Here is a 17503-nt window from a genome sequence, read left to right as displayed (position 1 = left end):
CCTTCACGCAGCGTTCGCGTCGTTCAACGAAACAATCAGGCGTTTGCTCGGTTGGGGATGAGTTTCAACAAATGGAGGCTGCAATGAAACACGACCCGAAAGCCGGCACCACGGACCAGAAGCCGAAATGGGAAGGCCCGCCGGAAAACAGGCCGCGCGGCTATGAACCCGCCGTTGATGACCCGGCAAAAAAGCGCGACGCCGCCGGGCACAACCTGTCCGATCCCGACCGCAAGAACCTTTCCGATGCGCTGAGTGAGCCGAAGCATGCGGGACGAAATGACGACGACGGATGACGACCGTCGCTCCATTCACCCCGATGCTTGCTGCATTGTCGGCTGATCCGGACTTGCCGGACCGGGCGAAGGATGTTCGGGCATGGGAAGCGGCGGTATCTGTTCCGGTTCGTCGGGGCTGAACGGTCCCTTGTCCGGTTGCGGAATGGTTTCAGGCGGCTCGACGGGAATGCCTTCCGGCTCCTTTTCGGGTATTTCCGGTGGATCGGAAGGCAGCTCAGGGTCTGCGGACAGGACGAACCTCGATGCCGCGTCCCTTTCTTCGATATGAGTTTTCATGCGATTTCTCCCTTCAGCGGGCGTCAAGCGTGGTCCGGCTTGCCGTAGGCCTTGCGCAGTTCGCCCTTGGCTGCTTCCAGCACATGCCTGCGTTTTTCCGGTAGATTCTTGCCCGCGCGGTTGATGTAGAAAGTCAGCATGGACATTGCCGAGCGGAACGGCTCCGCCTTGCGCTTATGGCTCTTGTCCGCTGAGCGCTTCAGGGAAGCTGCAATTTTCTTCGGATCGTCCTGTTCGAACACATGCGGCTCCAGATCGAGCGCGTCGCTGTGTTCTGTTACTTCGCCTGACCATTTCCTTGTCTGGGCCATATCAAAACTCCTCTATTGCGAGTTTCGATAACTGCGGAAGGCTGCCCATGTTCCTTTTACCTGTCCGCGACATCGACTTACCTGTCCGCGACATCGACCGGTTTCGGTGCCTCGATGGAACAAACTGCTCGCAAGCCGGTTCGGAAGCACGTTCAGCCGTCATGACACCCATGGGCACCCCATGGCACCCAACTGGAGGAACCGTCATGTTCTACGATGCCGCAAGCATCCGCTTTCCTTGCTTCGACAAGGATCGCGTCGGGGCGGGCGAACCGTCCGAGCACGATCCACGCGATCATCAGGCGCGACCGACGCATGAGCAGTCGAACGCGCCGGGCAACCCGCGCCAGCCGCAGCCGGACGACCCGCAAACGGATTTCGATTTCGACAGCCCCAACGGCGAGCGCCCGAATGATCTGGCCAACCCCAGCGCGCGTGAACTGCGGCGGGAAAGCCGTGGAACCGAACAGAACTGACCATCACAGGAGGTGAAGATGCCTGCAAAATCCAAAGCGCAGCAACAGGCTGCCGGCGCGGCTTTGGCCACAAAGCGCGGAGACAAGGCAAAAAGCGAACTGCGTGGAGCGTCCAAGGAAATGGCCAAATCCATGAGCGAAAAAGAGCTCGAGAAGATGGCCTCCACCAAGCAGAAGGGCAAGCCCGAGCACAAGTCGAAATCCTGACGGGACGTAACGATGACCACTTTGAAATGGCTTGCCGTCGTGATGTTCGCCGTGGCGCTGCTGGGGTTGGGCAGCCTGTTCATCACTTCCGACAAGGGGGACGTCTCGCCGGAGAGCCCAACCCAACCGGCCCGCTCTCCCACGCAGCCCTGACATTTTGATTTTTGTCCAACGGGCGAAACAAAACGATCGCTGGGGAGTTAGGTGTGCCGTCGTCGGGATTTTCAGCCGCACGACAATGACAGTTTCGGAACCATAGGAGGAGCCTGAAATGGCCAGCACCAAGCAACGCAATCTCGAAGATCTTTTCTACGATACCCTCAAGGACATTTATTACGCGGAGCGCAAGATTCTGAAAACGCTTCCGAAAATGTCCCGCGCGGCCAATGATGAGAAGCTGAAGAGCGCGTTCGAAAAACACCGGGAACAGACCGAAGGACATGTGGAACGTCTGCAGCAGTGCTTCGAGATTCTCGGCAAGCGTGCGCAGGGCAAGACCTGTGACGCCATTGAAGGCATCATCGCCGAGGGCGAGGAGATCATGGAGGAATTTTCGAACAGCCCTGCGCTCGACGCGGGTTTGATCTCCGCTGCCCAGGCCGTGGAACATTATGAAATCACCCGGTACGGCACATTGAAGCGCTGGGCTGAAACTCTTGGATACAAGGACGTGGCGAATATCCTCGATCAAACCCTGCAGGAAGAAGGCCAGACCGACAAGGACCTGACCAAGCTTGCTGAAACTTCCGCCAATCTCCGTGCGGAAGCGGCCTGATCGCAGCCTGTACGCAACCGCTAGCCCGGGATCGACAGCGAGGTGACGGCATGGAAAGCGTCCTTTTGCGGGAAGACCCCATGCGGAAAATTCGCGTCGTCTGCCGGGCGTCGGACAGCCGCCACACCGTAGCCAGCGCGCAAGCGCTGGCTACCCGTCTTTCGGCCCTCACAGGCCGACAGCTACTTCCCACTGGGCAAGACTTCGACGAAGACGGCGAAATGTTTTTCGTCCCGACCTTCGCTCTCGCCCGGCAGGACGGGAACCCCGACATGACTGTGGATCGCTTCTATGGCGGCATCGTTCATCGCGGTTTCATGGCGACAAAGCTCGTTACCCATCCACATTGGCACGACTACGACGACCTGCCCGAGGGATGGACGGGACAGTTCGCGGCATGTTTGCAGGATTGCGTTCTGCCGGGCTTCTCGGTGTTCTCGCACCGTCACGCTCTGGAAGCCGCGAGTGCCTTGCTGAAAAACCACAAAATACGGTTCAAGAATCCCTATGCGTCCGGCGGCGAGGACCAGAGCGTCATCGACACCGTCCGCTCGCTCGACAGTTTTCTTGCCGAGGTTTCAGAGGTCGATATCGCAAACGGACTGGTTCTCGAAGAGGATGTGGACAATTCCACGACCTATTCCGTCGGGCAGATCCAGCTTGAAAACCATGTCGGAACCTATCTGGGCCGTCAGTATAGTTCCCGCGACAAGGCCGGTAAGGAATTTTATGCCGGCAGCCGGTTGCGCGTGGTGCGCGGCGACTGGGATGCGCTTCTTCACCTTCTGCAATCGCCAACTGCACGCAAGGTCGTGGAGAATGCCCGGCGCTACGATGAAGCGGCCCGCGAGCATCTTGGACTTGTCGCATCCCGCAGGAACTATGACGTGCTTGTCGGGCCGATAACCGAAAACGGCGTGCGCTGTGGAGTGCTTGAACAGTCGTGGCGCGTGGGAGGCGCTTCCCCCGCTGAACTGCTGGCAATGGAAAAACTGATGCAGGATGAAACCGTGACCGCCGTGCAGGCCGTTCTGCACGAGAGCCGCGATGAAGCACCGGCATTCCGGGATGATGATTTCATCGTCTATTCCGGTGAGGACGATTTCGGTCAGCCCCTGCATAAGTATGCGAGAATCGAGAAAATCTATCATGATCCGTAACGATACCGCCGTCCGTGTCGACCAGTATGAACTGGCCGCGACAGTAATCTCTCCAGACACCACCATTCCCGGCGTCCTTTTTCTTCATGGCTGGGCCGGGAGCCAGGAACGCGACATCGAAAGGGCGAATGCAATATCCTCGCTCGGCTGCGTTTGCCTCACCTTCGATATGCGCGGCCACGGGGATTTGCTCTCCGGCAACAAGACCGTGACGCGCGGCGAAAACCTCGACGACGCAATCGCCGCCTATGACAGCCTGGCCAGCCTCAAGATGGTCGAGGACGACTCTATTGTCGTCATAGGCAGCAGCTATGGCGGATATCTCGCGACATTGCTGACAGAATTTCGCCCCGTCCGCTGGCTGGCGCTCAGAGCCCCCGCCCTTTATCGTGACGAGCTCTGGCAGGTTCCCAAGGCAAGGCTCGATCGCAGGGACCTGCAATCCTATCGCTCGGCACTGGTCAGTTATGACGACAACCGCGCCTTGCGGCAGGCGCGGGAATTTCGCGGCGATGTGCTTCTGGTCGAGTCCGAGCATGACGTCATCGTTCCGCATCCGACAGTGGCGAGCTATCAAACCGCCTTCATCAATGCCCGTTCGCTGACCGTTCGCATGCTGGACGGCGCAGACCATGCCCTCACGGAAGAGCGCCATCAAAAGACCTACAACCAGCTCCTGACCCGCTGGATCAGGGAAATGGTTCTCGGTGCCCGTTGAAATTCCAAGGGAACATTCGATCGGCTCGTTGGTTGGGACAGTCCCCAGAAACAAGGGAGCCTACGATGAAACAGTCTATTCGATATTGCGCAAGCGCGGTTTTCCTGCTGGTCACGCCGGCAGCTTTTGCCCAAACCGCCGCCCCCTCCAGTGACCCGCAAACACCTGCGGTGACGACACCCGGAGAGAAAAACCCCAAGGCGCCCGTGCCGGGGCAGAACAGCTTTACCGAAGATCAGGTGAAGGAACGCCTGACCGAAGGAGGCTATACCAACATCATGCACCTTCAGCTTGGCGAGGATGGCGTCTGGCGCGCCGATGCTGCGCGTAACGGGCAGCCCGTGAAGGTTCTTTTCGATTTCCAGGGAAACATCACCACGCAGTGATCCGGCTGTAACCGGCAACCGAATTAAAGGAGATGAAAATGGCTTATATCACAGGTCTGTTCGACAATTATGACGAAGCAATGGACGCCGTTCGTTCCCTTGAGGAAGCGGGGATTTCTTCGGACAATATCAGCCTGATTTCGAATAATACCGATGGTCGATATGCAGGTGATGCCGTGGAAGGGGACGGGAGCACCGTGACGGGCGTCGAAACCGGGGCCGGTCTCGGCGCGGTCGCAGGCGGCGGTGCCGGACTGCTGACGGGGCTTGGCCTTCTGTCCATTCCCGGCGTTGGCCCCGTCGTGGCAGGTGGGTGGCTGACCGCCACGCTGGTCGGGCTTGTTGGCGGCGCGACAGCCGGCGGCGTCGCAGGGGGTATCGTTGGCGCCCTCGTTGATACCGGCGTACCCGAGGAAGAGGCGCAGGCCTATAGCGAAGCCATTCGCCGGGGCAGCGCGTTGGTCGCGGTCCGCTGCGACGAAAGCGAGCGCGAGAAGGTCGAAGCCATTCTGGAAGACTGGGGACGTGTCAATATCGGCCAGCGCCGCGACGCTTATCTGGAGGAAGGATGGGAGAGCTTCAATGCGTCGGCTGCGCCCTACACGGCAGACGAGATCGAACGCGAACGTCAGCGCTGGGGCTAGGTGGATCGGCCAATGAAAGAGGTAGATCCGCGCAAGGCCCGTCAAGGTTTGAATGGAGGGCGTATCCTCACAATCCTCGTTTCCAGCCTGATACTGGCGATGATTGTCTGGGGCGCGGTGGAACTTTACGGACAAATGCGTCCGGGGCGCGGTTTCATGGATGACAACAGCACACCGCCTGCATCCACGGAATCGCAGCCGCCGCCTTCCGCCACGGGGCGGCAATGACAAGCTCCGCCCCGGCAATTTCACATCGCCAGCCTACCCTTGAGCAAGTCTGCGCGGAAGCGCAGACTTGTCGGCGTTGCGAGCTCTACAAGGATGCGACACAGACCGTTTTCGGGGAAGGCCCTGTCGGGGCCGGAATTTTCTTTGTCGCCGAACAACCCGGCGACAAGGAGGATTTCGAAGGGCGCCCGCTGATCGGTCCTGCGGGCCTGGTCTTCGACGCCTGTCTCGCCGAAGTCGGCATTGAGCGCGAACGGTGCTACATCACCAACGCCGTCAAACATTTTCGCCACATCCAGCGCGGCAAGAGACGCCTCCACCAGCGCCCGTCGACCAGCCACATAGAAGCCTGCCGGTGGTGGCTTGAGCAGGAAATCGAACACGTGTCGCCGCATATCATCGTTGCGCTGGGAGCCGTGGCCGCCCGCGCCGTTTTTGATAAGCCTGTGAAGATAGCCGCCGTGCGCGGCCGTCGCCTGCAGCACGAAAACCGCCACGTCTTTGTGACCATCCACCCCTCCTATCTGCTGCGGCTGCGCGGCAGGAGCGGCTACGACCGCGAACGGGCGATGTTCCTGAAGGAACTTGGCCAGGTTGCGGAGTTCGGGCGCGCGTCCGAAACGTGAAGTTTGTTACAGGCTTTTTCTTGGAACATCCTCCGGGCCTCAAGGTTAGGCTTATGTCACGCGCGACAAACTCCACTCCCAAAATCATTGGTCTGGAACCACTGAAAGGAAAGAGAATGGCACAGAATCACACGCAAGGTGGCACACACGAACAACACGTGAAAGCCGGCCAGCAGAGCCACAAGAACGATGGCAAGCAAGCAAGCAGCGGAGGCGGCGGCGACAAGCAGCAGTCATCTTCGCGTGGCGGAAGCCACGAACAGCATGTGAAGGCAGGCCAGCAGAGCCATAAGAATTCGTAAATTAAAGGGGCGGCCTTGTGCCGCCCCATCCTCTAACCGGACATTGGTTCGGAAAGGCCACTGCGATGTCGTTCACCCCCGATCCCGACTACATGCTGGAGCCGGAACATCTCGTCGAGATGATACCGGCGCTTCGCGCTTTTTCCCGCACATTTTACAGCCAGAAGGAAGACGCTGAAGATCTCGTTCAGGAAACCCTGATGAAAGCCCTGGCCAACCGGGAAAAGTACACGCCATATTCGCCGCTGAAATCGTGGCTTTTTACGATCATGCGCAACACATTCTGCACCCGGATTCGGATTCAGAAACGCGAAGCACCAGGCGCAGTCGAGTGCGTTTCCCCGATAGTCTCGGTGGAAGCCTCGCAGGAACTGACCCTTGAAGCGCATGATGTGCAGACCGCGATGGCGACCCTGCCTCATAAATATCGTCGGGTATTGGCGATGGTGGTGTTGGAAGGCAAAAGCTATGAGCGTACCGCAGAGCTTTGTGATTGCTCGATCGGCACGGTGAAGAGCCGCCTGCACCGCGCTCGACACAAACTGCACGATATCATGGAGGGAGCCTAGATAGTGTTTTTCAGGCGTATTATCCCGCGCTATCGTGTTTTGGCCCGCGATGTGAATTCAGCACGAGGCATCTTGTCATTTGGTCCCAGACATGGCCAACTGTTTGTAATGAATAAGTCTAATGATGATATTATGCGTCTGTTCTCGGGAAAACGCATTCTGGTTTTTGAAGACGGGTTCCTGCTATCGGAAGAAGCGGCAGCCAGACTGACAAATGCCGGAGCCATCGTGCTTGGTCCGGTCAGTACTGCCAACCAGGCGCTGAATTATCTGGAAAGCGGCGCGGTAGACGCCGTTGTGATGGATGTCGCGCTGGAACCGGACGCGGTGCTCCCGCTCATCGACCAACTGGAACGGGGTGCCATACCCTTCATATTCGCCCTGCCCGAAAATCCCAGACTGGACAGCCAGCGCTTCGCCGGTTTCGTGCTGAGCGCTCGCCACAAGGATCTTTCAACAATAGCCGAGGCATTGTTCCTGCGACCCGCCATGGAACATTGACGGCCTCTCCAAATATCGATTGTCCGGGATTCTTCCCCGCAACCTGTTCTGAAAAGCGTTTCACACTTTTCAGATGCGCTCAGGTCACGGAAACTCTGCCTGTTCCGAGCCAGATGCGATCCAGAATGCCCTCCCGCAACCATGGGATTTCCCACCTTCCAGCCTTTTCCTACACTTCTTGTGTGCAAAGCCGGTGGTAGAGTGGCCCTTGCCGCGCACAGCCCCGGCGCAGCAACAGCACCGGGGTTTCTTTTGCCCGACGGCTTCCAGCTCCGAATTAAGGGTCCCAACTTTTCCCCCTCTAATTGTTGCGATTGATTTGCAGGTGAGAAAGGTGCTTTCTATCCATATTGATAGCACGAACAGATTAGGACTCCGTTCAGCCTCAGAATACTATTTTGATTATTTGTTTTCATGGAAGCGCTTCCCCTCGGTTGCATCCACCCATTAATCTGTGGATCCCCTACCCCTACGCCCTCGCGTGGGGGATTTTTTTGTGCGAACTGAAGCGCGCTGTCATATCTGAAGCTTCCGAAATCTCCACCTACGAATCCAGTGGGCCCTCTGCGGCCGTCCCGTATTGCAGCCGCGATTTGCCATGCATCCTGTCGCGGTAAAGAAAGCGGAAGAAGAAGGCGTCGCCCGTTCCGCGCAGAAGCCTTGCGAGAACTGCAACCAGCAGAACCGAGAAAATCAGGCGGCCAAACAGGACCACGTAGATATCCGCACCGAGAGCCACGACGATCAGCGTATCTTCGATCAGGCTGTGGCAGAGCCCCATGAAGCTCGACGCCAGAAAGACGTCGCGAGGCTGGATATGGCCGCGCTGCGCTTCACGAATGATGAGGCCCCCGCCATAGGACAGTCCCAACACCAACCCGACCACCGTTAGCGGAGCGGCGTCCTTCGCTATGCCGAGCAGGCGCAGGAGGGGCGAAAGAAGCAGGTTGAGGAAGCGCGTTACATCGAGGGCGTCCATTGTTCTCAGCACCGCGACCAGACCGAGCAGGACAATGAATATCCAGACCAGCGTGGAGGCCGTATCCGCCACGAAACTGGTCCAGCTTGCATCGTAATGGCCCGGCACCCAGTTTGGCGCAGCGGGTTCCGCGAGCCATCCGGTGCGGCTGGAAATCAGGTTAATTCCCCAGGCGAAGAAAAGCCCGCCGCCAAGCCGGATCAGCGTCGAGACGATCAGGCGCGGACCCGCCTTCTGAACAATACGCTGTTCGATGGGAAGAGCATGGGCAAAGAGGAAAAGCGAACCGAGGATTGTCACTTGGGCTGTGGTCAGTGTGTCGACCGGCAGGACGGCGAACATCACCACGGCCCCGCTCCAGATGCCGACCAGAAGGTTCATCGCCCAGACGAACCCTGCCTCCGGCGGCAGGCCGACGAACTGCATGACCGGGGCGAAGGCGGGCGAGATGGCCTTGATCAACCCCATTTCGATAGCCAGTTGTGTCAGCACCATCACCGGCAGCATGATCTTGATCAGCGTCCAGTAGACGCCGACCGCTTCACGCAGAATAACCATGCCGAATGTCGTCAGTCGCTTTTCCGGGCTCGCGGCCATTCCGTCCCCTCCGCATTATCCCGAGCATGCGACGTTTCGGGCCGGTTCGCGCAGGATGGACCGCCCACCGCAGGTCACGGTGCCGATTTTCGTCTGCGATACAAGCGTATCAGAAAATCCGCAGATGCGGTGTTCCGCCGGCCACGAAGCCGTCGATGCGTCGGCTTTGGCGAGCAGAAAATCAGCCCCTGCGCCCCGATGCAAGCCATATTCCTTGAGCGGCACGGCTTTTGCAGGGATTGCGGCGATCAGGGCGCGGGCGTCGGGGAGTTGCCCGTGGGCACATAAAGGCAGGACCGGACAATGTCCGGCCCTGCCTGTCATTTTACTTGGCTTCGATAGCCTGAAGACCGGCCAGAGCACATTCCGCGTCAACCGCGCCGGACGGTGCGCCGCCGACTCCGATGCCGCCGACCAGCGCGTCGCCGATCTTGATCGGCAGGCCGCCCGCCTGGATAACGAAGCGCGAATCCATGTCGCGCATGCCGTTATTGGCTGGCTTCGAAGCGATGAACTCCGCAAGCTCGCCCGAGTCGCGGCCCAGAGCGGCTGCCGTAAATGCCTTTCCTTCGGCACTGTTGCCAGTATGCGGACCGGAAAGATCGGCCTTGAGCAGAACCTTGGTTGCCCCGTCGCGCGCCACGACCGCGACGCTCACATTGCTGCCCTTGGCGACGCAGGCATCCAGCGCAGCCTGTGCGACCTTGGTTGCCAGATCGAGCGGCAGGTAAGGCGTGCTGGGGAGGGTCTGGGCGAAAGCGGTAGCGGGAGCCATTGACAGGGCGACAATTGCAAGTTTACGGATCATGGTCGTTCCTCGGTTGTGATGAGGAACATTTAGTTTCCGTCGGCGTGCGGCGAAATCCGTAGCTCTTACAAACTTCTCGGTAGTTCTACGGAGTGGACTGCCCTTCCAGCCACAAGCGCGTCATTTCCGCCTGCGAGGTCGTGCCCAGTTTCGACCCGATGGCGGCGCGATGGCTGTCGATCGTGCGTGGCGACAGTTCAAGCCCATCGGCAATCTGCCGGGTCGTGAACCCCTGCGCGATACGGCCAAGCACTTCACGCTCGCGCGCCGTCAGTGTGTCCAGCAGCGCCAGTGTTTCGGCCCTCAGCGCCTTGCTCCCGAGCCGCTGATCCAGCAATTGCTGCGCTTTCTGGATTGCATCGATCAGATCCTGCTCATCGACGGGCTTGGAAAGATAGTCCACCGCGCCGTTTCGAAACGCGCGGCGGCAGGCTTCGATGTCGCCATGGCCCGAAATGATGATCACCGGCCAGTCGATTTCCTGTCCGGCCAGAAGTTCCTGGAGTTTCAGGCCGGTCATGACCGGCATGCGGATATCGAAGATCATGCAGCCCGGCTTCAACCGGGGCAGCTGCGCCAGAAATGCAGACGGATCGGCAAAACTCCTGACCTCCATGTCTATGGTCGACAAAAGCAGGCTGAGCGACTTTCGCACTGCTTCATCGTCATCGACAAGATAGACCGGCTGAACCATTCTCTTAACTTCCTGTCTCTTCGGCGATTGGCAGCACAACGCGAAACAGCGCGCCGCGCTCCCGTGGGATATAGGAAATCTCTCCGCCAAAACGCTCCACCAGCCGCTGGCTGAGGGCCAGACCGAGGCCGGTCCCTTCAGGACGGCTCGTGGTAAACGGGGTAAAAAGGCGGGGCAACAGGTCCGGCGCGACGCCCGGACCATTATCCGCAATTTCCAAAACCGCCACCGCTCCATCGGCTTTCAGGGACGCGTTGACGCGCCGGTCCCGATCATCCTCATGAAAGGATTCGATCGCATTGCGGAGAAGATTGAACATGACCTGTTCCATTTCCACCGGATCGACCGCTGCCATCACCGGTGTCTCCGGCATCCCAAGCTCGACCTTGACGCCCCGGCGGGCGGCTTCCGAGGCGAGCAGGGTCTGCACGTTTTGAAGCGACAGGCGCAGATCGGCATGCGTCGTCTGCCGGCGTTGCGGACGAGACCAGTTGCGCAGACGGTCCAGAATGGCGGATGCCCGGCGTGCCTGTTCCACCATATCGTCCAGCGCTCCGGCGAGAGCCGCCGTATTGTTGCGGCTCAACAGGCGGCGCCCTGCCTGCGCGCCGGCAAGAAGGGCGGTCAGGGGTTGCGTCAGCTCATGCGCCATGCCGCTTGCCATTTCGCCCATCGTATTGACCCGCGAGGCATGGGCGAGCCGCGCCTCGAAGCCGCTCAGCTCCGCGCGGCGTTCCGCATGGCGGGTGCGTTGCGTCTGGCGAACGATGAACAATCCGCCGAAGAACAACAGGTTGGTGAGGATGAGAAGCGGTATCAGTTGGTCAAACGGCAGCAGGTCGCCCCAGCTCATGGCAAGCGCTGTCTGGAAAAGCAGCGGCTGCGAGGCACTGCCGAGCTTCTTGGAGAAATCCACATCGCCAAAGGAGGCCGGATGGCTGAAAAGAACCGTGCCATCGGGCATGAGGATGCGTCGCGCGACACCTTTGCCGCTCCAGAACGCATCGTCGGAACCGATGAGGCTCCCCGCATCGATCGACAATGTGAGACCGTCATGCGGATTGTCGGTATTGGGGCTGCGTTTTACCATCATGTAGTGGCCGGGCCGCGCGGATGGCGCCAGCAATTCCGGAAGGCCGCGATAGGAACGGACGGCCGCCCGTATGGTGTCGGCCAACTCCGGTTCCAGCGCTCTGGTGCCGGCCACGGGCAGGGCCGGGTCCATCGGCACCAGTTGAATTTCGTCGATGCGCGGATAGAACCGGGTGATCGTCCCCGCCACTTCGAGAAAGACATCGTTCTGCGAAACATCGGCGGTTCGCGCCTTGGACTGGGCTATCGTGGAAAGCGCAGTCAGATGGGCATCGTGCTGGCCTGCGCGCTGCGAGGCCTCGCGGTGCAACGTGAAACTGGCGGCCTGAAGCTCGGACAAAAGTGCGGCGCGCTGGTAGATCACAAGGCCGCCCATCGCCACGAGATTGATCAGCAGCCACACGAAAAACGGCAATAGGGCAGAGCGGAAATTTCCCCGGGTGCTTCTGTTGTTGAAGTTCATGAATTGCATCCCGGTATCGGCCTGCCCAAGCAGAATATCGCATCGGCTACGTTTATCATTCGATCAGCAGGTGCAAAACTATTGGAGTTTCCCACCGCTGGCAAATGCCGTCCCGCAAGCCCGGCAATTGCGAATTTGCGGCCGGAACTCCAAAGACCGGCTTGCTTCACGCAGCTTTGCGCGCTCATATAAAAATCGCACCGCTGTTTAGAATCATCTGGAAAAGTCGATACTGAACAACACACCACCGAAGGTCGGTCGCGTCGTCAGCAAGGGAATGCAGCCTCATGAACACATATGGAAAACTATTTTCAGCCGCGCTGGTCGCGGCTGCGCTCAACAGCACGGCAGTTGGACAGGTCTTCGCCAAGACACTGATCTATTGCTCCGAGGCATCTCCCGAAATGTTCGACGCGGCGCAGACGACATCCGGCGCCGTCTATGATGCCTCGGCGCGCAATGTGTCCAACGGGCTCATCAAGATCAAACGCGGCTCGACCGAGCTGGAACCCGGCCTTGCGGAAAGCTGGGACGTTTCCGCCGATGGCAAGGAATACACGTTTCACCTGCGCAAGGGCGTGAAGTTTCACACCACAAGCTTTTTCACCCCGACGCGCGAATTCAATGCAGATGACGTGATCTTCACATTCGACCGCCAGGGAAACAAGGACAACCCCTATTATAATCAGGGCACGTGGCCGCAGTTCGGGGCCTACTCCTTTCCTTCCCTGATCGAAAAGATCGAAAAGATCGACGATCACACCGTCAAGTTCGTGCTGGCGCATCCGGAAGCGACGTTCATCTCCACGCTTTCGCTGACATTTGCCGTCATCCAGTCCAAGGAATATGCCGACAAGCTCGTCGCGGAAGGCCGTATCTCCGAGTTCAGCCAGCAGCCGGTCGGAACCGGTCCCTATCAGTTCGTCGCCTATCAGAAGGATAGCGCCATCCGCTATCAGGCCAATCCCGATTATTGGGCGGGCAAGCAGAAGATCGACAATCTGATCTTCGCGATCACGCCGGATGCGGCTGTGCGCTACCAGAAGCTGAAGTCCGGCGAATGCCATGTCATTGCCGCGCCGAACCCGGCCGACATTGCGGAGATGAAGAAGGACCCGGCAGTCGAAATGCTGCACAAGGAAGGGCTGAATCTCTCCTTCCTCGCCTACAACACCCAGCAGAAGCCGTTTGACGATGTGCGTGTCCGCAAGGCGCTGAACATGGCGGTCAACAAGGCCGCGATCATCGATGCGGTCTATCTGGGCTCGGCCGTCCCTTCGGTCAATCCGCTGCCGCCAAGCGTCTGGGGCTACAACAAGAACGTCAAGGACGACGCTTACGATCCCGAACAGTCGCGCAAGATGCTCGATGAGGCAGGCGTCAAGGACCTCAAGATGAAAATCTGGGCCATGCCGGTGCAGCGGCCCTATATGCCCAATGCGCGCCGCGCTGCCGAACTCATCCAGTCCGATTTCGCCAAGGTGGGCGTAACGGCGGAAATCGTCACCTATGACTGGGGCGAATATCTCAAGCGTTCGCTGGACAAGGACCGCGATGGCGCCGTCATGCTTGGCTGGACCGGCGGCATTGCCGATCCCGACAACTTCCTCGCCGCACTTCTGAGCTGCAAGGCCATCGGCAGCGCCAATCGCGCCAACTGGTGCGATCAGGATTTCGAGAAGCTCATTCAGGCGGCCAAGCTGACGACCGATCAGGCCGAGCGCACCAGGCTCTACGAACAGGCGCAGGTCGTGTTCAAGGAACAGGCGCCGTGGCTGACGATCGCCCATCAGATCGTCGAGCAGCCGATCAGCAAGAAGGTCCGGGATTTCCGCATCGATCCCTTTGGCGGCTATCTCTTTGAAGACGTCGACATCGAGGAATAAGGCTCGTCCCCGCCAGCCGGATGACTGGCGATCAACTCCGGTTGGCGGGCATGGAGCATGATCCGACCGGAGTGAACGGGATCGATCAGGATCATGCTCCGGAAAGACAGGTTCAGAGCGCCGATCGGATTCAACCAGATCGAAGCGCGCTTTGAACGCCCGCTATCTTCTTTGGGCCCCGGCTGAATCCGGGGCCGCATCTGACCAATATTCGAGAGAATGACATGGATATCGTAGACCGCTTTCTAGCCTATACCCGCATCAACACGACCGCCGTGCCCAATGCGGGGAAACTCCCGTCGAGCGCTGGACAAACCGATCTCGCAAAGCTGCTCGCCAGCGAAATGCGCGCCATGGGCATGGAGGTTGAAGAGCGTGACCACTCGATCGTCGTCGGCACCTTGCCTGCCAATGTCCCGAACGGCGACCAGCGGTTTCCGACAATTGCCTGGGTCGCCCATCTCGATACCTCGAGCGAATATACGACCGACACCCGCGCTCATGTCGTCGATTATAAGGGCGGCGATATCGTGCTCAACCAGGCCACCGGCGCTACCATGCGGCTGGCCGAGTTTCCTGAACTCGAACGCTATGTGGGTGACAGGATCATCGTGACGGACGGCACCAGCCTGCTGGGGGCCGACAACAAATCCGCCATCGCCGAGATCATGCATGCCATGCAGGTGCTGACCGGCAATCCCGAAATCGAGCACGGTACGGTCAAGGTCGTTTTCGTCCCCGATGAGGAAATCGGATTGCTTGGGGCCAAGGCCCTCGACGTCGCTTCCCTCAATGCCGATTTCGCCTATACGCTCGACTGCTGTGCAGTTGGCGAGATCGTTTATGAGAACTGGAATGCCGGTGAGTTCCGTCTCACCTTCAAGGGCCAGCCGGCGCATCCGATGTCGGCCAAGGGCAAGTTGCGCAATGCCATTCTCTACGCCCAGCAATTCATCGCAATGATGCCGGGCGGCGAGCGTCCCGAATATACGGAAGGCACCGAGGGCTATTACTGGGCGAAGGGCATTCAGGGGTCCGTAGCCGAGACAACCCTTGTCATCGATATCCGCGATTTCACGAAGGACGGATATGAGGCGCGCCGCGTCTTCATTGAAAACCTTGCCGCAAGCTTCAACCAGCTCCATGGCGAGGGCACGGTTCACGTGGACTACAAGGCCGTCTACCGCAACGCAGCCGAGAGCCTGCAAGGCGAAAATCGTTATCCGGTCGCGCTGGCGCTGGACGCCATGAAGGCAATAGGCGTGGAGCCGACGCCGCTGCCGATGCGTGGCGGTTATGACGGCGCTGTGCTGTCGGAAAAGGGATTGCCCTGCCCCAACCTGTTCTGCGGCGCGCACAACTTCCACTCCATCTACGAGTTCCTGCCGGTCGGTTCGCTCAATAAGGCCTCCGAAATGGTCATCGAGATTCTGAAGACTGCGTGGATCAACGGCAAAAACGCCGGTTGATCCGCTATAGTTCAGATGCTGAGGAGACGTGAATTGTCTCGTCTCCTCGTTTCAACGATCAGGCGCCGGAGCGGTCCGGGTTAGAGCATTTCCAGCAAACGGAACCGCTCTAATAGCCGATGGCGGCACCAGCGACGGCGCGGCTGTCTATAGCGCCGTAATAACGGCTGTCGCCGCCCTTTTCGATGGCCGCCATGTTCTTGCCGCCGACGAGAATGCCTGCCGCCTCGCCCCAGACCGGCCAGTTATGGTCCTCGCCGACCGTATAGCCCATGCCGGTCAGCAGCCGGATCGTATCGGGCGAAAGCGCGTTCGCTTCCATATAGACCCGATCAGGCAGCCACTGGTGATGAATGCGGGGCGCATCGATAGCTTCCTGAATGTCCATGCCATGGTCGATGACATTCATGATCGCCTCCAGCGTGATCGTGATGATGCGCGAACCGCCGGGGCTGCCGATGACCATGAACGGCTTGCCATTCTTCGACACGATTGTGGGGCTCATAGAGGACAGCGGCGACTTGCGCGGCTCGATGGCATTGGCTTCGCCCTGTATGAGACCATAGAGATTGGCCACGCCCGGCTTGATGGTAAAGTCGTCCATCTCGTTGTTGAGCAGAATGCCGGTGCCTTCGGCCACCTTGGCCGTGCCGAACGAACCGTTCAGCGTGTAGGTCACGGCGACGGCATTGCCGTCCTTGTCCACGATGGAATAATGCGTGGTCTCGTTGGATTCCTTGAATTCGGCTGGCTTGAGCGCCTCGCTGACACCGGCGCGATAAGGATCGATACGGCTGCGAATTTCAGCGGCATAAGCCTTGCTGGTGAGCTTCTCGATCGGGTTCTTGATGAAATCCGGATCGCCCAGCGCCGTGTTGCGATCCACATAGGCGTGGCGCATCGCTTCCACCATCAAGCGCGTGGTTTCCGCCGAGCCATAGCCCAGATAGGAAATCGGATAGCCCTCCAGCACGTTGAGGATTTCGCAGATGATCAGTCCGCCGGAGGAAGGCGGCGGCGAGGACACGATATCATAGCCGCGATAGCTGCACTTGACCGGTTCCAGTTCACGGACCTTGTATTGCTCGAAATCCTCCTTGGCGAGAATGCCGCCATTTTCCTTGCTGGATTTGACGATCAGATCGGCAATATCGCCCTTGTAGAAGGCTGACGGGCCCTTTTCCGAAATGGCCGAGAGCGACTTCGCCAAGTCCGGCTGAACGAGTTTCTCGCCAAGGCCGAGCGGCTTTCCGTCCTTCAGGAAGATTTTTGCAGCAGCCGGGTCTTTCGCGAGTCTTTCATTGCCGTCGGCGAAGGAAAGAATGTCACCCAATTCCAGCGCAAAGCCGTCCTTCGCCAGTTTCACTGCAGGCTCGATCAGTTCCTCGCGCTTGCGGGTGCCGTATTTTTCGCGCGCTTCCTCAAGGCCGGCGACCGTGCCCGGCACACCCACGGCGAGATAGGTTTCAGTACTGGCGCCCTCGACCGGCTTGCCATCCTTGTCCAGATACATGGTCTTGGTCGCGGCGAGCGGCGCGCGCTCGCGAAAATCGAGGAATGTGCTCTTGCCGTCCTTGAAGCGGATCGTCATGAAACCGCCGCCGCCGAGATTGCCGGCCGTCGGATAAACGACCGCCAGCGCATAGCCGACCGCAACTGCCGCATCGACGGCATTACCGCCGTTCTTCAGCACATCGATGCCGACCTGCGAGGCGAGATGCTGTGCCGTGACCACCATGCCGTTCTGGCCTTCGGCCGGGGCTGGCGATGCCGCATAAGCCGAAGGCAGATGACCTGCAACGGCAATGGCCGCGGCAAGGGAAAGCGATTTCAGTCTGTAATGCTGCATGTCTTTCCTCCCTTGTGTCCTCCCCGATGGGAGGCAAGACCACAGCGTCTGCAAAATCTTTCCCAAAAGCAAGTGTAAGAAATTGGCTCTATTTCAGCTTGCCGATCAGGCGTTGAACGATAATAATAATATGCAATATCCGGTTCAGGCGCTGCCGCAGTTGCAGCCGGTTTCAGGACCTTCCTCTC

Annotated in this window: 24 protein-coding genes; 16 read left to right on the top strand and 8 right to left on the bottom strand. The window is 59.1% G+C overall.

Translation table 11 applies throughout. The annotated features are described in order from the left end of the window. Nucleotides 1-83: 83 nt before the first annotated feature. A complete protein-coding gene (locus tag ACS5UA_RS09820) occupies nucleotides 84-296 on the top strand; it encodes a hypothetical protein (protein WP_025091822.1) in 213 nt (70 codons plus the stop codon). A 15-nt stretch (nucleotides 297-311) separates the two neighbouring features. Here ACS5UA_RS09820 and ACS5UA_RS09815 read toward each other — a convergent pair whose 3' ends face one another. Both ACS5UA_RS09815 and ACS5UA_RS09810 read right to left on the bottom strand, forming a co-directional pair. Beyond that, on the bottom strand, nucleotides 312-575 hold the full coding sequence (locus tag ACS5UA_RS09815) for a hypothetical protein (RefSeq protein ID WP_021585378.1): 264 nt from the start codon (nucleotides 573-575) through the stop codon (nucleotides 312-314). A gap of 23 nt (nucleotides 576-598) precedes the next feature. Beyond that, complete coding sequence (locus tag ACS5UA_RS09810; RefSeq protein WP_006471825.1) at nucleotides 599-886, bottom strand: DUF3175 domain-containing protein; 288 nt, start codon at nucleotides 884-886, stop codon at nucleotides 599-601. 47 nt (nucleotides 887-933) lie between these two features. On the opposite strand from ACS5UA_RS09810, the gene ACS5UA_RS09805 reads away from it, so the two are divergent. From ACS5UA_RS09805 to ACS5UA_RS09745, 13 genes are all read left to right on the top strand, one after another. Then, the gene (locus ACS5UA_RS09805) at nucleotides 934-1362 is read left to right on the top strand and encodes a hypothetical protein (protein WP_241084262.1); all 429 of its coding nucleotides are present in this window, start codon (nucleotides 934-936) and stop codon (nucleotides 1360-1362) included. Nucleotides 1363-1380: 18 nt separating this feature from the next. Next, nucleotides 1381-1569, top strand: a complete 189-nt coding sequence (locus ACS5UA_RS09800; RefSeq protein WP_021585380.1) for a DUF3008 family protein — start codon at nucleotides 1381-1383, stop codon at nucleotides 1567-1569. 12 nt (nucleotides 1570-1581) lie between these two features. After that, nucleotides 1582-1722: a hypothetical protein gene (locus tag ACS5UA_RS09795; protein ID WP_006469537.1), complete on the top strand. Its 141-nt coding sequence runs from the start codon at nucleotides 1582-1584 to the stop codon at nucleotides 1720-1722. 118 nt (nucleotides 1723-1840) lie between these two features. Then, nucleotides 1841-2344: a YciE/YciF ferroxidase family protein gene (locus ACS5UA_RS09790; protein ID WP_021585381.1), complete on the top strand. Its 504-nt coding sequence runs from the start codon at nucleotides 1841-1843 to the stop codon at nucleotides 2342-2344. Between the two features lie 80 nt (nucleotides 2345-2424). Beyond that, complete coding sequence (locus ACS5UA_RS09785; RefSeq protein ID WP_021585382.1) at nucleotides 2425-3504, top strand: DUF3182 family protein; 1080 nt, start codon at nucleotides 2425-2427, stop codon at nucleotides 3502-3504. Next, nucleotides 3494-4222 (top strand): alpha/beta hydrolase family protein, encoded by a 729-nt coding sequence (locus ACS5UA_RS09780; RefSeq protein WP_021585383.1) that lies wholly within the window; start codon nucleotides 3494-3496, stop codon nucleotides 4220-4222. The genes ACS5UA_RS09785 and ACS5UA_RS09780 overlap by 11 nt, the downstream gene beginning before the upstream one ends. Before the next feature lie 65 nt (nucleotides 4223-4287). Beyond that, nucleotides 4288-4608: a hypothetical protein gene (locus tag ACS5UA_RS09775; RefSeq protein ID WP_021585384.1), complete on the top strand. Its 321-nt coding sequence runs from the start codon at nucleotides 4288-4290 to the stop codon at nucleotides 4606-4608. A 38-nt stretch (nucleotides 4609-4646) separates the two neighbouring features. Beyond that, nucleotides 4647-5252, top strand: a complete 606-nt coding sequence (locus ACS5UA_RS09770; protein ID WP_021585385.1) for a membrane protein — start codon at nucleotides 4647-4649, stop codon at nucleotides 5250-5252. A 12-nt stretch (nucleotides 5253-5264) separates the two neighbouring features. Further along, on the top strand, nucleotides 5265-5480 hold the full coding sequence (locus ACS5UA_RS09765; RefSeq protein ID WP_025091830.1) for a hypothetical protein: 216 nt from the start codon (nucleotides 5265-5267) through the stop codon (nucleotides 5478-5480). Then, nucleotides 5477-6106, top strand: coding sequence for a UdgX family uracil-DNA binding protein (locus tag ACS5UA_RS09760; protein ID WP_021585387.1), 630 nt, complete (start codon nucleotides 5477-5479; stop codon nucleotides 6104-6106). The genes ACS5UA_RS09765 and ACS5UA_RS09760 overlap by 4 nt, the downstream gene beginning before the upstream one ends. 116 nt (nucleotides 6107-6222) lie before the next feature. Beyond that, nucleotides 6223-6408 (top strand): hypothetical protein, encoded by a 186-nt coding sequence (locus tag ACS5UA_RS09755; protein WP_006469543.1) that lies wholly within the window; start codon nucleotides 6223-6225, stop codon nucleotides 6406-6408. 65 nt (nucleotides 6409-6473) lie between these two features. After that, entirely contained in the window at nucleotides 6474-6977 is a 504-nt protein-coding gene (locus ACS5UA_RS09750) for a sigma-70 family RNA polymerase sigma factor (RefSeq protein WP_006470797.1), read from the top strand. A 132-nt stretch (nucleotides 6978-7109) separates the two neighbouring features. After that, complete coding sequence (locus ACS5UA_RS09745) at nucleotides 7110-7478, top strand: transcriptional regulator (protein WP_112701776.1); 369 nt, start codon at nucleotides 7110-7112, stop codon at nucleotides 7476-7478. 544 nt (nucleotides 7479-8022) lie between these two features. On the opposite strand, the gene ACS5UA_RS09740 is transcribed toward ACS5UA_RS09745, so the two are convergent. The 5 genes from ACS5UA_RS09740 to ACS5UA_RS09720 all read right to left on the bottom strand — a co-directional run bounded on the left by ACS5UA_RS09740 (nucleotide 8023) and on the right by ACS5UA_RS09720 (nucleotide 12111). Continuing rightward, nucleotides 8023-9054: a hypothetical protein gene (locus tag ACS5UA_RS09740; protein WP_021585389.1), complete on the bottom strand. Its 1032-nt coding sequence runs from the start codon at nucleotides 9052-9054 to the stop codon at nucleotides 8023-8025. A 15-nt stretch (nucleotides 9055-9069) separates the two neighbouring features. Beyond that, a complete protein-coding gene (locus ACS5UA_RS09735) occupies nucleotides 9070-9378 on the bottom strand; it encodes a hypothetical protein (protein WP_156368248.1) in 309 nt (102 codons plus the stop codon). Between the two features lies 1 nt (nucleotide 9379). Further along, nucleotides 9380-9862, bottom strand: coding sequence for a GlcG/HbpS family heme-binding protein (locus ACS5UA_RS09730; protein WP_021585391.1), 483 nt, complete (start codon nucleotides 9860-9862; stop codon nucleotides 9380-9382). 85 nt (nucleotides 9863-9947) lie between these two features. Then, complete coding sequence (locus ACS5UA_RS09725) at nucleotides 9948-10556, bottom strand: response regulator transcription factor (protein WP_112701775.1); 609 nt, start codon at nucleotides 10554-10556, stop codon at nucleotides 9948-9950. A gap of 4 nt (nucleotides 10557-10560) precedes the next feature. Then, nucleotides 10561-12111, bottom strand: coding sequence for a sensor histidine kinase (locus tag ACS5UA_RS09720; RefSeq protein WP_112701820.1), 1551 nt, complete (start codon nucleotides 12109-12111; stop codon nucleotides 10561-10563). A gap of 287 nt (nucleotides 12112-12398) precedes the next feature. Here ACS5UA_RS09720 and ACS5UA_RS09715 point away from each other — a divergent pair, with 287 nt between their 5' ends. Next, nucleotides 12399-13997, top strand: coding sequence for an ABC transporter substrate-binding protein (locus ACS5UA_RS09715; protein WP_021588262.1), 1599 nt, complete (start codon nucleotides 12399-12401; stop codon nucleotides 13995-13997). Between the two features lie 224 nt (nucleotides 13998-14221). Further along, the gene (gene pepT / locus ACS5UA_RS09710) at nucleotides 14222-15466 is read left to right on the top strand and encodes a peptidase T (protein ID WP_021588263.1); all 1245 of its coding nucleotides are present in this window, start codon (nucleotides 14222-14224) and stop codon (nucleotides 15464-15466) included. Nucleotides 15467-15575: 109 nt separating this feature from the next. Here the strand turns inward: pepT and ggt are convergent, their stop codons facing one another. Further along, nucleotides 15576-17315 (bottom strand): gamma-glutamyltransferase, encoded by a 1740-nt coding sequence (ggt, locus tag ACS5UA_RS09705; protein WP_021588264.1) that lies wholly within the window; start codon nucleotides 17313-17315, stop codon nucleotides 15576-15578. Nucleotides 17316-17503 lie beyond the last annotated feature (188 nt).

The organism is Brucella sp. RRSP16 (assembly GCF_052246815.1).
Lineage (GTDB): Bacteria > Pseudomonadota > Alphaproteobacteria > Rhizobiales > Rhizobiaceae > Brucella > Brucella intermedia.
This window is presented reverse-complemented; position numbering and strand designations above follow the sequence as displayed.

Bases quoted from the DNA above. Each gene is read 5' to 3' on its own strand.
- ACS5UA_RS09730 (WP_021585391.1), bottom strand. From the start codon at position 9,862: ATGATCCGTAAACTTGCAATTGTCGCCCTGTCAATGGCTCCCGCTACC.
- ACS5UA_RS09785 (WP_021585382.1), top strand. From the start codon at position 2,425: ATGCGGAAAATTCGCGTCGTCTGCCGGGCGTCGGACAGCCGCCACACC.
- ACS5UA_RS09820 (WP_025091822.1), top strand. From the start codon at position 84: ATGAAACACGACCCGAAAGCCGGCACCACGGACCAGAAGCCGAAATGG.
- ACS5UA_RS09815 (WP_021585378.1), bottom strand. From the start codon at position 575: ATGAAAACTCATATCGAAGAAAGGGACGCGGCATCGAGGTTCGTCCTG.
- ACS5UA_RS09810 (WP_006471825.1), bottom strand. From the start codon at position 886: ATGGCCCAGACAAGGAAATGGTCAGGCGAAGTAACAGAACACAGCGAC.
- ACS5UA_RS09770 (WP_021585385.1), top strand. From the start codon at position 4,647: ATGGCTTATATCACAGGTCTGTTCGACAATTATGACGAAGCAATGGAC.
- ACS5UA_RS09755 (WP_006469543.1), top strand. From the start codon at position 6,223: ATGGCACAGAATCACACGCAAGGTGGCACACACGAACAACACGTGAAA.
- ACS5UA_RS09795 (WP_006469537.1), top strand. From the start codon at position 1,582: ATGACCACTTTGAAATGGCTTGCCGTCGTGATGTTCGCCGTGGCGCTG.
- pepT (WP_021588263.1), top strand. From the start codon at position 14,222: ATGGATATCGTAGACCGCTTTCTAGCCTATACCCGCATCAACACGACC.
- ACS5UA_RS09745 (WP_112701776.1), top strand. From the start codon at position 7,110: ATGCGTCTGTTCTCGGGAAAACGCATTCTGGTTTTTGAAGACGGGTTC.
- ACS5UA_RS09740 (WP_021585389.1), bottom strand. From the start codon at position 9,054: ATGGCCGCGAGCCCGGAAAAGCGACTGACGACATTCGGCATGGTTATT.
- ACS5UA_RS09760 (WP_021585387.1), top strand. From the start codon at position 5,477: ATGACAAGCTCCGCCCCGGCAATTTCACATCGCCAGCCTACCCTTGAG.
- ACS5UA_RS09725 (WP_112701775.1), bottom strand. From the start codon at position 10,556: ATGGTTCAGCCGGTCTATCTTGTCGATGACGATGAAGCAGTGCGAAAG.
- ggt (WP_021588264.1), bottom strand. From the start codon at position 17,315: ATGCAGCATTACAGACTGAAATCGCTTTCCCTTGCCGCGGCCATTGCC.
- ACS5UA_RS09775 (WP_021585384.1), top strand. From the start codon at position 4,288: ATGAAACAGTCTATTCGATATTGCGCAAGCGCGGTTTTCCTGCTGGTC.
- ACS5UA_RS09765 (WP_025091830.1), top strand. From the start codon at position 5,265: ATGAAAGAGGTAGATCCGCGCAAGGCCCGTCAAGGTTTGAATGGAGGG.
- ACS5UA_RS09805 (WP_241084262.1), top strand. From the start codon at position 934: ATGTTCCTTTTACCTGTCCGCGACATCGACTTACCTGTCCGCGACATC.
- ACS5UA_RS09780 (WP_021585383.1), top strand. From the start codon at position 3,494: ATGATCCGTAACGATACCGCCGTCCGTGTCGACCAGTATGAACTGGCC.
- ACS5UA_RS09735 (WP_156368248.1), bottom strand. From the start codon at position 9,378: ATGACAGGCAGGGCCGGACATTGTCCGGTCCTGCCTTTATGTGCCCAC.
- ACS5UA_RS09715 (WP_021588262.1), top strand. From the start codon at position 12,399: ATGAACACATATGGAAAACTATTTTCAGCCGCGCTGGTCGCGGCTGCG.
- ACS5UA_RS09720 (WP_112701820.1), bottom strand. From the start codon at position 12,111: ATGAACTTCAACAACAGAAGCACCCGGGGAAATTTCCGCTCTGCCCTA.
- ACS5UA_RS09800 (WP_021585380.1), top strand. From the start codon at position 1,381: ATGCCTGCAAAATCCAAAGCGCAGCAACAGGCTGCCGGCGCGGCTTTG.
- ACS5UA_RS09750 (WP_006470797.1), top strand. From the start codon at position 6,474: ATGTCGTTCACCCCCGATCCCGACTACATGCTGGAGCCGGAACATCTC.
- ACS5UA_RS09790 (WP_021585381.1), top strand. From the start codon at position 1,841: ATGGCCAGCACCAAGCAACGCAATCTCGAAGATCTTTTCTACGATACC.